General features: G+C 28.3%; 12 protein-coding genes. 9 read left to right on the forward strand and 3 right to left on the reverse strand.

From position 1 onward, the window contains the following. Positions 1-462: 462 nt before the first annotated feature. Genes DS884_RS18430 through purD form a run of 5 tightly spaced genes read left to right on the forward strand, consistent with a single transcriptional unit; the run spans position 463 to position 5774 of the window. Complete coding sequence (locus DS884_RS18430) at positions 463-1200, forward strand: O-antigen ligase family protein (protein ID WP_255414819.1); 738 nt, start codon at positions 463-465, stop codon at positions 1198-1200. Beyond that, positions 1193-2308: a glycosyltransferase gene (locus DS884_RS07670; protein ID WP_113786353.1), complete on the forward strand. Its 1116-nt coding sequence runs from the start codon at positions 1193-1195 to the stop codon at positions 2306-2308. The genes DS884_RS18430 and DS884_RS07670 overlap by 8 nt, the downstream gene beginning before the upstream one ends. 3 nt (positions 2309-2311) lie before the next feature. After that, entirely contained in the window at positions 2312-3667 is a 1356-nt protein-coding gene (locus DS884_RS07675) for an exopolysaccharide biosynthesis polyprenyl glycosylphosphotransferase (protein ID WP_093869455.1), read from the forward strand. Positions 3668-3671: 4 nt separating this feature from the next. Continuing rightward, positions 3672-4445, forward strand: coding sequence for a glycosyltransferase (locus DS884_RS07680; RefSeq protein ID WP_113786354.1), 774 nt, complete (start codon positions 3672-3674; stop codon positions 4443-4445). Between the two features lie 54 nt (positions 4446-4499). Continuing rightward, on the forward strand, positions 4500-5774 hold the full coding sequence (gene purD, locus DS884_RS07685; RefSeq protein ID WP_113786355.1) for a phosphoribosylamine--glycine ligase: 1275 nt from the start codon (positions 4500-4502) through the stop codon (positions 5772-5774). A 77-nt stretch (positions 5775-5851) separates the two neighbouring features. Here purD and aspS read toward each other — a convergent pair whose 3' ends face one another. Then, positions 5852-7606 (reverse strand): aspartate--tRNA ligase, encoded by a 1755-nt coding sequence (gene aspS, locus DS884_RS07690; RefSeq protein WP_113786356.1) that lies wholly within the window; start codon positions 7604-7606, stop codon positions 5852-5854. Positions 7607-7705: 99 nt separating this feature from the next. On the opposite strand from aspS, the gene DS884_RS07695 reads away from it, so the two are divergent. The 3 genes from DS884_RS07695 (at position 7706) to DS884_RS07705 (ending at position 10201) form a co-directional block, all read left to right on the forward strand. Continuing rightward, positions 7706-9007, forward strand: a complete 1302-nt coding sequence (locus tag DS884_RS07695; protein WP_093869451.1) for a Kelch repeat-containing protein — start codon at positions 7706-7708, stop codon at positions 9005-9007. 44 nt (positions 9008-9051) lie between these two features. Continuing rightward, positions 9052-9750, forward strand: coding sequence for a M50 family metallopeptidase (locus DS884_RS07700; RefSeq protein ID WP_113786357.1), 699 nt, complete (start codon positions 9052-9054; stop codon positions 9748-9750). A 103-nt stretch (positions 9751-9853) separates the two neighbouring features. Then, a complete protein-coding gene (locus tag DS884_RS07705) occupies positions 9854-10201 on the forward strand; it encodes a HopJ type III effector protein (RefSeq protein ID WP_093869449.1) in 348 nt (115 codons plus the stop codon). Between the two features lie 5 nt (positions 10202-10206). Here the strand turns inward: DS884_RS07705 and DS884_RS18330 are convergent, their stop codons facing one another. Further along, positions 10207-10401, reverse strand: coding sequence for a hypothetical protein (locus tag DS884_RS18330; protein ID WP_093869448.1), 195 nt, complete (start codon positions 10399-10401; stop codon positions 10207-10209). A 165-nt stretch (positions 10402-10566) separates the two neighbouring features. Here DS884_RS18330 and DS884_RS07715 point away from each other — a divergent pair, with 165 nt between their 5' ends. Continuing rightward, the gene (locus tag DS884_RS07715) at positions 10567-12303 is read left to right on the forward strand and encodes a M28 family peptidase (protein WP_113786359.1); all 1737 of its coding nucleotides are present in this window, start codon (positions 10567-10569) and stop codon (positions 12301-12303) included. On the opposite strand, the gene DS884_RS07720 is transcribed toward DS884_RS07715, so the two are convergent. Next, complete coding sequence (locus DS884_RS07720) at positions 12290-13654, reverse strand: alanine/glycine:cation symporter family protein (protein ID WP_199488194.1); 1365 nt, start codon at positions 13652-13654, stop codon at positions 12290-12292. The two genes, DS884_RS07715 and DS884_RS07720, sit on opposite strands and share 14 nt — an antisense overlap. Positions 13655-13742 lie beyond the last annotated feature (88 nt).

The following is a 13742-nucleotide window of genomic DNA, read 5'->3' on the forward strand; positions in this document are numbered from 1 at the left end:
ATGGTTAGTGAGAAGTGTTTTTTTTACAATTATTTTTATCTTTTAATATATTCACCTATTTTTTCTAATGAAGTGAATAAAATTATCCTTTTGAATTTGTTATTATTCTTTCTTTTTTTTAAAAAAAAACAGAAGCGTATTAATAATAAAGTTGAAAAATATTATCCAGAAAAACTAGTTTTGATATTATTCGGCTTAATTGTTTTAAGCACAGTTATTTTTAAACCATATTTAAAAGGAATCGATATCTACTTATACTATTTATTAATACCTTTATTATTTATTTGTATCAAAAAGAATGGGTTTAATTTTTCTATTATTAAATCGATTAAATATTTTATTACTTCAATACTTGTTTCAATAATAATATTATTAGTTATTAATCTATTTTTGAATAAACTTACACTTTCAATTAATCCTTTTTTTTCAAAGTATTTAAACTTAACACATGTTTATTATGGTATGTTTGTTGGCTCAGCAAATATTTTGTTATTAATATTATTTTTAAATAAAGAAAAGTACTTATCATATACCATTGATTTTTTTATTTTTTTATGCTTTTTAATAATATTAACATATATTGGAGCTAGGATGTCTTTGATAGCAAATATTGTTATTGTTATTATAATTATATTTAAAAAATTATCTATTTCATTTTATAAAAAAATACTCTTATTGGGGCTCTCATTATTTACTTTGTTTTTTTTGTTTACTAAAACTGCTAGGTTTACGAAAGGTACAAAACAAATTATGACTATTTATAAATCTAGTATTAAGAATAATAAAGAAGAAATTATAAAAAACTCTTGGCTTAATATGTATAGAAGATATTTAGTTACCAAATATACTATTAATGAATTTAAACAGCACTATATATTAGGTATTGGCATACAAAATGTAACTACTAAAATATCTAGTAAAATAAAAAATGATGGATATATTCATTTTTATCCTATAAATTCACATAATCAATTTTTACATTTTATGATTGGTTTAGGAATTTTCGGGTTCCTTTTTTTTATATACCTCCTTTTTTATTTTATAAAAGAAACACCAAATCATTCAGTTCTTTTTATAATTTTTTTCATAATAATAATGTCAACCGAATCTATTTTAGTTAGAGGAAAAGGAATGTCTTTATTTTTTCTTTTTACTCTAAGTTTTTTAATGAATAAAACCCTTAATACTTTAAATGATTAAAATTCTTCATATAGCAAAACCTATAGGGGGTGTTGGAGTTTATATTCAATTACTTACTAAACACTTACAAGCTGAAGAGTTTTGTAATGTACTGTTGTGTAATAAAGATGATAAAATAACCACTTTTAAAAACAGTTTAGAAGAAAAAATAGAAACGTTTCATATTAATTTAAATAGAGAGATAAAACCATTAAGTGATATCAAATGCTTAATAGATATAATTAAAAAAATTAGAAAAATAAAACCAGACATTATTCATTGTCATAGTGCTAAAGCTGGCATCTTAGGAAGATTGGTTGGAACATATTTAAAAATACCAACATTATATACTCCTCATGCATATTCCTATTTAAGTACAAACTCTAAATTAAAAAAACATACATATAAACAAATTGAAAAAGCGTTTAAATTTTCTTCTGCTAAAACGTTGTGTTGCTCTTTATCAGAGTATAATAGAACTGTAAATGATTTAAATTTTAATAAAAAAAATGTCTTGTTATGGAATAACTCAATAGAAGATGTTGCCAATGTAGTTGTTAATGAATCTGGATACAATTTACCCCAAAAGTATATATGTACAATTGGTAGGCCGTCATATCAAAAAAACACAGAGTTATTAATTAATACAATTGTTGAAATTAAGAAACAGAGAAAAGATATCCATTTAGTTGTTTTGGGGGTTGGTTTTTATTCGCCTTCTTTAGTTAAAATTAAAGAGTTAATAAAAAATAAAAATTTAGAAAGTAACATTACATTAGTTGAATGGATAGAGAGAAAAAAAGCTCTGAGTATTTTAAAACAAGCAGATTTATACATTTCAACCTCTAGATATGAAGGGTTGCCATATGCAGTTATTGAAGCATTAGCGTTAGGTAAGCCTTGCGTAGTTACTAATGTTGATGGTAATAAAGACTTAATTGAAGATAATTTTAATGGTTTTAAAGTAAAAAAAGACAAGAATGAAATAGTTGATAAAGTACTTACATTAATTAATAATGAGGAGGAGAGAGAAAGAATGGGAGTAAATTCAAGGAAATATTTTGAAGAATCTTTTAAAATAGAAAAGAATATAGGCTTATTAGAAGAAATATATAAATCTATGAAATAAAGTATGGGAAAAAGATACTCAAAATACATAAATTCTCTATTTCTACTAAATGATATATTAATCATTAATTTAGTGGTATTTCTAATTAATGATCAACAATATTTGCAAATTCATTTTTTAGGCTATGCTTCTTTATTCTGGATTTTATCTTCTTTGTTTACTGGTTTTTATAATGTATATCGCTTCACTTCTTTATTTAAGGTTTTAAGTCTTATAATAATCCAGTTATCTATATTTACTTTAGGGTATTTCTCTTATTTTTCAATTTTTAGAGAAGGAGAAATAGTAAACAATCAAGCAAATGTTTTACTTACTATTTTTTTATCAATAACTATATTTAAGTTCTTAGGTATTTTCTTGTTAAAAAAATATAGAACCTATGGTAAAAACTATAGAAAAGTAATTGTGTTAGGATATGATAGCTCAGCTAAAAAATTAATTAATTTATTTAAAAAAGACAAAGAGTTAGGATATGAATATTGTGGTTTTTTTTCTGATGAATCACAAGGAAGTAATGAGCATATAGGAACTATAGAAAGTAGCTTGAAGTATGTTATAAAAAATCAGATAGATGAGATATATTGTTCATTAACTGAATTAACAGAAAAACAAGTAAAAAAAATAACAAAGTTTGCTACAAAAAAAAACAGGGTTGTAAAACTAATTCCAAATGCAAACGAACTGTATAATAAGAATACGACTTCTGAATATTATGGAGGTTCTACAGTAGTTTTAAAGGTAAAAAAAATGCCTTTCGAATTGATTGAGAATAGGATAATAAAAAGAAGTTTTGATATAGTGTTTTCATTGTTAATTTGTTTGTTTGTAATGTCTTGGTTATATCCTTTATTATTTATTTTAATAAAGTTTGAGTCAAAAGGACCAGTGGTTTTTAAACAAAAAAGAGAGGGGTTATATGGAGGAGAGTTTGTTTGTTATAAGTTTAGGTCAATGCGTATAAATAGTATGGCTGATAAAATTCATACAAGTAAAAATGATACGAGAATTACTAAGGTTGGAGCATTTTTAAGAAAAACAAGTTTAGATGAATTTCCTCAGTTTTTTAACGTTTTACTCGGCTCAATGAGTGTTGTAGGACCACGACCACATATGAATGAACAGTCTTTTAAGTTTACTAAAGAGGTTAGAAATTATATGAAAAGAAAATCTGTTAAGCCAGGTATTACTGGATTAGCACAAGTAAGTGGTTATAGAGGAGAAATTACCAATAGAATTGATATTGAAAATAGAGTGAGGTTTGATATTTTTTATATTGAAAATTGGTCACTTATGTTAGATGTAAAAATAATATTTCAAACAGTTTTTAACGTTTTTAAAGGAGAAGATAAAGCATATTAGAAATTTGAAAAAACAAGTAATCATATCGGCTTCAATTGTTTTATACAAAGAAGATATTAATGAGTTAAAAAAAACTATTAATAGCTTTTTATCATCTCCTATATCAAAAAAATTATATTTAATAGACAATACAAAGAATTCTCTGTTTAAAAATGAATTTAAAAATGATGAAATAATTTACATTGAAAATAAAAAAAACCTAGGCTTTGGTAAAGGACATAATCAAATAATTGAGACCATTACTGACTACTCACAATATCATTTAATTTTAAACCCAGATGTAGTTTTTAAAAAGGAGGTTATACCTAATTTAATAACTCAATTAAATATAGATACTGATGTTTCAATGATTGCTCCTAAAGTATTGTTTCCAAATGGAGAACACCAGTTTTCATGTAGAAGATACCCTACTATTATTGAGTTATTAGTAAGGCGATTTGGATTGTTAAAACCGTTGTTTTTTAGTCGTATTAAAAAAGGGCAATATAGAAATAGAAACCTATCTAAACCATTCTATCCTGAATATATAACAGGTTGTTTTCAATTATATAAAACAAAAGATTTTGTACAAATAAAAGGTTTTGATGAGCGTTATTTTCTATATATGGAAGACATAGATATTTGTAAAAAAATTGATTTTATAGGCAAAAAGAAACTGTATTTTCCAGAAGTAGAAGTGTATCATATTCTTAAACAAGGATCTTCAAAAAAAATAAAATTACTTTTCTACCATTTATCATCTGCAATAAAATATTTTAAAAAATGGGGAATAACTTAAAAACAACCCATTTACACACAGTATATTTGCATTACAAAATAACAACACACAACAATGAATATTTTAATATTAGGTTCAGGAGGTAGAGAACATGCCTTTGCTAAAAAAATTTCAGAAAGTAATAAGATAGCTAACTTATATGTAGCCCCAGGAAATGCTGGTACAGCTACAGTTGCCAAAAATTTACCAATAAACCCTACAGATTTTTTAAAGGTAAAAGAAACTGTTTTACAACACGAAATAAGTATGGTTATTGTTGGGCCTGAAGCACCTTTAGTAGAAGGGGTTCACGATTTTTTCTTAGCAGATAATGAGTTAAAAAAAATTCCTGTTATTGGACCTAAAAAAGATGGCGCTTTGTTAGAAGGAAGTAAAGATTTTTCTAAACAATTTATGGAAAAACATAATATTCCTACTGCAAGATATCAATCATTTACTAAAGATACTTTAAAAGAAGGTTTTGCTTTTTTAGAAACGTTGAACCCTCCATTTGTATTAAAAGCCGATGGGTTGGCAGCTGGTAAAGGTGTTTTAATTCTTAATGAGTTAGAAGAAGCCAAAACTGAATTAGAGGAAATGCTATCTAATCAAAAGTTTGGAGAGGCATCATCAACAGTTGTGATAGAAGAATTTTTAGATGGAATTGAGCTTTCTGTTTTTGTTTTAACTGATGGTAAAAGTTACAAGATATTGCCTTCAGCAAAAGACTATAAGCGTATAGGAGAAGGAGATACTGGATTAAATACGGGAGGAATGGGAGCAATCTCTCCAGTTCCTTTTGCAGATGAAGCATTCTTGCAAAAAGTAGAAGAACGTGTGGTTAAACCTACGGTAAGTGGGTTACAGAAAGATGGAATAGATTATAGGGGGTTTATTTTTATAGGATTAATGAATGTAGATGGAAACCCACAAGTAATTGAATATAATGTTCGTATGGGAGATCCTGAAACTGAAGTTGTGTTACCTAGAATTCAATCTGATTTGGTAGACTTGTTTGAAGGTGTAGCAAATCAAACTTTAGAGAGTAAATCATATGAAGTAACAAATCAAATTGCAACTACAGTTATGTTGGTTTCAGGGGGGTATCCTGAAGCATATGAAAAAGGAAAAGAAATAACAGGTTTTGATTCTGTTAATGATTCTATTGTTTTTCATGCAGGAACAACTGAAAAAGACGGAAAGGTTGTATCTAATGGGGGTCGTGTAATGGCAGTTACTTCTTTTGGAGATTCTATAGAAGAAGCATTAGAAAAATCATATGCAAGCATTGATGAAATTTCATTTGAAAAGATGAATTATAGAAAAGATATCGGATTTGATTTAGTATAAAATTAAATCAATACATAAAAATAAAAAACCTGTTCTAATTTTAGAACAGGTTTTTTATTTTAAGCTATGTAAGTTATTTATTCTTTTACATTAAGTTTAATACTTAACTCTTCTAACTGTTCATCATTCAATGTAGCTGGTGCATCAATCATTACATCACGACCAGAATTGTTTTTTGGAAAAGCAATAAAATCACGAATAGTTTCTTGTCCTCCTAAAATAGCAACCAAACGATCTAAACCGAAAGCTAAACCACCATGTGGAGGTGCTCCATATTCAAAAGCATCCATTAAGAAACCAAACTGTTCTTTAGCTTCTTCTTCAGAAAATCCTAGATGCTTAAACATAATTGCTTGAGTTTCCTTATCGTGAATACGAATAGATCCTCCTCCAATTTCATTTCCATTTAACACCAAATCGTATGCATTTGCTTTCACTGCTCCTGGATCAGTATCTAACATTTCTAACTGACCTGGTTTTGGCGATGTAAATGGGTGATGCATTGCATGATAATGCCCAGTCTCTTCGTCTAGTTCTAATAAAGGGAAATCAATTACCCATAAAGGTGCAAATTCGTTTGGTTTACGTAAACCTAAACGTTCTGCCATTTCCATACGTAAGGCACTTAATTGTGCTCTTACTTTAGTAGTATTACCAGATAAAATACAGATTAAATCTCCTGCTTTAGCTCCAGTAGTTTCAGCCCATTTAGCTAAATCTTCTTGGTTATAAAACTTATCTACAGATGATTTAAAAGAACCATCCTCGTTGCATTTTACATATACCATTCCTAAAGCTCCTACTTGCGGACGCCTTACCCAATCAATTAATTTATCAATTTCTTTACGTGTGTATGATGCTCCACCAGGAACGGCAATACCAACCACTAATTCAGCATCATTAAATACTTTAAATTCTTTATGTTGAGCAACCTTATTTAACTCACCAAACTCCATTCCAAAACGAATGTCTGGTTTGTCGTTTCCATACAAACGCATTGCATCATCAAACAACATTCGTGGGAATTTATCAACCTCAACACCATTAATCTCTTTTAGTAAATGACGTGTCATTCCTTCAAAAATCTCTAAAATATCTTCTTGTTCAACAAAAGCCATTTCACAGTCTATTTGTGTAAACTCTGGTTGACGATCAGCACGTAAATCTTCATCTCTAAAACACTTTACTATTTGAAAGTATTTATCCATTCCACCTACCATTAGCAATTGCTTAAAGGTTTGAGGTGATTGTGGTAAAGCATAAAATTGACCAGAATTCATACGTGAAGGAACTAAGAAATCGCGTGCTCCTTCTGGAGTAGACTTTATTAAATATGGAGTTTCAACATCTATAAATCCTTTGTCAGATAAATACTTACGAACTTCCATTGATACTTTTGAACGGAAAATTAAGCTGTCTTTAACTGGGTTACGACGAATATCTAAATAACGATATTTCATTCTAATATCTTCTCCACCATCTGTTTCATCTTCAATAGTAAAAGGAGGTAATTTAGCTTCATTTAATACTTCTAATGTAGCAACTAATACTTCAACATCACCAGTATTTATATTTGAATTTTTAGATTGACGCTCAATTACTGTTCCTGTAACTTGTACTACAAACTCACGACCTAAAGTTTTAGCCTTCTCCATTAACTCTTTAGAAGTACGTTCTTCATCGAAAATTAACTGTGTAATTCCGTAACGATCACGCAAATCTACCCAAATCATAAATCCTTTATCACGTGATTTTTGTACCCAACCAGAAAGGGTTACTTCAGTATTAATGTGCGATGCTCTTAACTCGCCACAAGTATGCGTTCTGTACATTGTATTCTTGTTTTAGAAGTTGCAAAATTACGGATTTTAACTTTTTACTTCAGAATATTTTATTAGATATTTAGGTATAATTTTTGATGCTTATTTTTTATGAAAAAATTGCCATTTATCTTATTGCTATTTCAATGTTATTTATTGTCAAGTCAAAACAGAGTTTTAGTTCTTTTTGATTCAATTCAAAAGAAACCCATAAAGAATGTTCATGTCAAATACAAAGGCAATGTATTTATTTCTGATAGTATAGGAAATGTTACCGTTCCGAATTTAAAAACAGGAAAATTTTATTTTTCACATATTAAATATTTAGATAGAACAATCGTTTTAAGTCAAAAACTAAATGACACTATTTTTTTAATTGAACAAAATAATAAACTTTCTGAAGTCTTAATTTCATATAAAAAGAAAAGAAAATTAACCTTTGAAACGCTACCTGAGCTAGAAAAGGGAATACATAGTTTCGCATCTGTTTTGTATGAGGGTAAGATTTATGTTTTTGGAGGAGACAAATCAATTTTAAAAGATGCAGCTACTATTGCTTTAAAAGAAGCTAGTGAATCAAATACTCCCATGAAAAGTCTTCTTCTTTATAAAAGTTTTATAAGGTATAGTAGTACTATTTACGTCTATACTATAAAAACAAAAAGATGGTCAAAACTCAAATCAAAAACTCAGCCTAAAGCAAATCATAAAGCAGTTTTAATACAGAATAAAGTGTATTTGATAGGAGGAAAAAAAATATCAAGAAATAAAGAAAGGGAATACTTAACGGATAATATTGAAGTTTTTAATCTTATTACTAAACGTAAAGAAAAATCATTAAAAAATAAACACAAAGCAGTTAATCAAGGAGTTTCAAGATTTGGAGATAAAATTATATTATTAGGTGGATCCGTAAAACGTTTAAAAAGTGGAAAACAAAAGTTTTCTAATGATGTAACACTTTATGACACGAAACAAAACAAGTGGAGAATATTGGGTAAATTGCCTGATCCTAAAGAAACGGAAAGTGTTAGAATAAAAGAAAAAGTTTATCTAATTGGAGGAAATAATAATAAGAAAATAGATAAAATAACTTCTTTTAATTTAAGAACTGGAAAGTGGAGAGTTGAGAAAAGACTACCGAATAAAATGAGTAAACCAGCTATTGAAGTTAATGGAAACCTTATTTATATTTTTAGCGAATCAAATGTTTATGTCTTTAATACATTGAATTCTTCTTTAAAAGAATTTAAAATTAATTTATTATATGAATCTTGTGAGATGTTTTTATCGGAGGGTTATTTATATTTACTTGGAGGTTATGAAGTAGATCCTTTACAAAGAGTTCCTTCAAAGAAAATGTTTAGAATTAACCTAAAGGAATTTGAAACTACACGATTTAAAACGTTTTAAGTAAAAATATTAAAATTACTTTATAAGTAAAACTCTCTTAAAAAATGACTAAACAACTTAATTATATTATACTAGCTACGGCCATAATTGTTTTTTTATTGTTACAGTTGCCCTATTTTACTACTATTCAATATCCTTTTAGATTACTGGGAACTTGGTTTCATGAAATGGGCCATGGACTTACTGCAATATGTACTGGAGGTAGTTTTAAATATTTAGAAATTTATGAAAATGGAGGAGGTGTAGCGTATTTTACATTAACTAACAGGTTTTTACCCTTAAATATAGGAAAGGCTATTACTGCAATGGGTGGTTTATTAGGTCCGGCAATAGCTGGAGCACTATTAATAGCTGGAGCAAAAAATGCAAGAAGTGCTACCATATTATTGCGATTATTAACAGGTATGATTATTCTTTCATTACTGGTATGGATTCGATCATATTGGGGAGTTATTGTATTAGGAGCTTTTGCTATTGTTTTTGTGGGAATAACATTTTTGAAAAACAAAAATATAGAAGTTGGAATATTACTGTTTTTAGGACTACAATCTATTTTGAGTAGTTACCTTCAATTAAACTATTTATTTACGAAACAGTTTAAAAGGGGAGGTCAAATTCAAAACTCAGACACACAAGCTATTGCAGAGAATACTATTGGTACATATTGGATGTGGGCTATAATTATAATACTTATTAGTTTTTATTTGGTGGTTAAAAGTATTCGATTCTATTTTAGAAAATAAAGGCATCATTTTTAACGAGACTAAAAAGTATGTGTAAATTTTCTATTTGCTCGTTTTCTACTAGTAGTTTTTGTTTTTTTGTAACAAAACTTATACTATCAAAATGACTTTAGAATCTTTTATAAAAAAACTAAAAAACACACCTTCTCAAATTGTGTTTTCAGAAACGATTTCTACTATTGAAGCGCTATATAATTTTAATGCATCTGCATTTACAAATGGAAATTTACAAAATAGTAAAACTGAAAATTTAGGATCTAGTAAAGTATTAGCTTTTGGAATGAAACAACAATTTACAAAAGAGGAGACTTTAGCTTGTTTTGGACAATATTATTTTAAAGATGTATTAGAAAATCCAAATGGTACTGATCATCAAAATATACGTAATTTTATGAATACAGGTTTTGAGGGGGTCTCTTTTGAAGATGAAGTTTTGACTAAGAAAAATTAAGAATTTTACTTTTTTTTGAGCTTGTTTAAAAGAGTATATACTATAATATATAGAGTACTACCTAATAAAAAATAAATTAGAAACCCTTGTAATAGTATTTGATTAGTAATTGTTACTCCTTCTATGTATGGAATTATTATAGCAGATATTAAAAAAAGAAGTGCGCCAAAAATAATTCCTTTAGTGATGTTGTTTTTCATATTATTTAATCAATTTTATGCAAATCTTCTCTGTTTTTTTGAAAAAAAAAATTACTTCCCAACCAAAGATAATACATTCAAAAATGGTATTAGTATTGAGTTATTGAAAACACTCAGAAATATCAAATTAAAAAGTGTATTTTTAAATCCTTTAAAAAAATGGTTATGTTTAAAAATTTACTTTTAAGTACACTTTTTCTATTCGTTTTTATAAGTTGTAAGAAAGAAAAAGAAGTGCAACTTTTAAATTCTTCAAATTATTTTGATGTTCTAAATAAAGAGTTTACGGGTGATTTAGCCTTCGAAACTACTTCTTTTGTTGAAAAATACTGGAGAGTTGTTGGTAATACGGGGTTTAATAAAAGCGTATATAGAATAGCAGAACAATTAGAAAAAGCAGGGTTTGTAAATGAAGATAAAGCTACGAAAAAAGATATTTTAACCTATAGAATTGAAAAGAGACCTTTAAAAAAACCAACTTGGGAATCTGTAAATGCAATAGTTGAAATTGAAGGTGAGAACATTCCGCTTCTACAACATAGTATTAATAGAAATATGATTGCGTTAAATTCCTATAGTACTCCAAAAGAAGGTGTAGTTGCTGAAGTTATTTATGTAAAAAATTTGAATACAATCAAAACTCTTGATGTAAAAGGAAAAATTATTTTTGTAGAAACCAGTCCTTCCAGGGTTTTTAATGAGGCTATTGTAAAAGGAGGAGCTGTTGGTGTAATTTCGTATAGTAACCCTAAATATTTACAACCAGAAAAAAACACAACTTCTATTCAGTTTAGATCGATTCCGTTAAATGAAAAAATACAGTCATGGGGAATTGCTATGTCTTATGAAGCTAAAGAAAGATTAAAAGCTAAATTATTAAAAGGAAAAGTTTCTTTAAAAGTAACCATAGCAACTAATATTTATCCATCAGAAGAATTAACGATAATAGCAGATATCAAAGGAAGTGTTATTTCTAAAGAACGTTTAGTTTTTAGTGCACACATTCAAGAACCTGGAGCAAATGATAATGCCACAGGTGTTGGAGTTGCTTTGGAAATGGCTACGCTTACAGCAAAATTAATAGAAGAAAAAAGATTTGAACCCAATAGAACATTAACTTTTTTATGGGGTGATGAAATAGTTTCAACCAATAGGTATGTTAAAGAAGATAGTGTTAGAGCTAAAGATATTAAATGGGGAATTTCATTAGACATGGTTGGTGAAGATACTAAAAAAACTGGAGGTACTTTTCTGATTGAAAAAATGCCTGACCCAAGTGCAATTTGGACAAGAGGTAATGATAAACATACAGAATGGGGTGGTTTTAAAATGAAACTTGATCAAATGAAACCTCATTATTTAAATGATTTTTTAATTGATAAATTTAAAGAACAAGGTAAACGAGCTAATTGGACTGTTAATACAAATCCCTTTGAAGGAGGAAGTGATCATGTTCCTTTTTTAAAAGCAAACATACCTAGTGTACTATTTTGGCACTTCACTGATCAGTTTTATCATACAGATAATGATAGAATAGATAAAGTATCAAAAACGACCTTGAAAAATGTTGGAGTTACTTCGTTAGTTTCAGCGTATACCTTATTGAATGCTAATAATACTACAGCAAAATCCATTTTAAAAACTATTGAAAACAAGGCTGTTTCTAGACTTCAACAAGAACAAAAACTTAGCGAAATATCACTTAAAAAAGGAGATTCATTAAATACTGAAATAGCTATTATTTCTGCATGGAATGATTGGTATTTCAAAACAGCAAATACTACTTTAGATATAGCAAAAGACTCTACAGAGCTAACAAAAAAAATTGAAGAAACTCAAAAACGAATTAATTTAATATCTGCTGAAATTATTGAAAAACTAAAGCTAACTAAAATGAATTAGTTTTTAATTTTTGAAAATAAGTAGTTGCTGCCTTTTTTACTTTAGGAGCCAATATTAATGTTGATATTATGGTAGGTATTGCCATTAAAGCATAAGCACTGTCCATTAAATTAATTACGAAATCTAGCTTAATAACTGATGCTATTATTATAACTAGTATGTAAATATAATTATAGTATTTTCCAATCTTAGCGTTGGTCAAGTAGCTCAAACAACTGTATCCATAAAATGAATAGGTAAACAAGGTTGAAAATGCAAAAATTAATACACAAACTGTTAAAATAATACTTCCTGAATTAAAAGGTAATACAGCATTAAAAGCGGCTAAGGTCATAGTAATTCCATCTCCTTCAAAACCTTTCCAAATTCCTGAAGCTAATATGGCTAAAGCTGTTAATGTACATACTAATAAGGTGTCAATTGCTGGGCCCAACATAGCTACTAAACCTTCTCTAATAGGTTCGTTTGTTTTAGCAGTTCCGTGCATCATAGGCGCAGTACCTAAACCAGCTTCATTTGAAAAAGCTGCTCTTTTTACTCCTGTAATTATTAATGCACCTAAAGCACCACCTAAAACGGATTTTCCTGTGAATGCATCAGTAAATATTAATGAAAAAATAGAAGGAACTTCTTCTATTTTTAATACTAAAATTGTAAGTACAGTTAATAAATATACTACCACCATAATAGGTACTAATTTTCCAGCAACACTTCCAATACGTTTAATTCCTCCAAAAATAACAGTAGCAACAATAATTGCTATTGAAATTCCTAAAATTAACTTAGCAGTAAATTCATTGGCTTTATTTACTTCAAAAACGTCAACTAATGTTTGTGTAAGTTGATTTGCTTGAAATGCAGGAAGTGTACCTATAAGTCCTGCTAATGCAAAAAATATAGAAAGTCCTTTCCAGTTTTTACCAAGCCCTTCTGTAATTACATACATAGGGCCACCTTTTGTATTTCCTTCTTCATCTTTACCCCTGTACATTATAGCTAAACTACAAGTAAAAAATTTAGTAGCCATTCCTACAAAAGCACTTACCCACATCCAAAAAATTGCTCCAGGACCACCCATGGCAATAGCAATGGCTACACCACTTATATTTCCCATTCCTACGGTAGCTGCAATAGCAGATGATAAAGCTTCATAGTGTGATAAGTCTCCAGGAGAGTCATGTTTGTCGTATTTACCTCTTAAGATGGCAATGGCATGTCCCATATACCTAAAAGGAACTAGTCCAGAGTATACAAACAAATATAGTCCTCCACCAATTAGTAAAATTAATAACGGAATTCCCCATATCCATGAAGAAAATTCGGAAACTAAACTTTGAATACTTAGGTACATATACTTTTAATTTTAATCGAAGGTACTAAAATGTTTATCAAAAAAAATAGGGATAATTATTATTAAACAATTATCCCCATTTTATAGT

Source organism: Tenacibaculum sp. E3R01 (genome assembly GCF_003318185.1).
Taxonomy (GTDB): domain Bacteria; phylum Bacteroidota; class Bacteroidia; order Flavobacteriales; family Flavobacteriaceae; genus Polaribacter; species Polaribacter halocynthiae.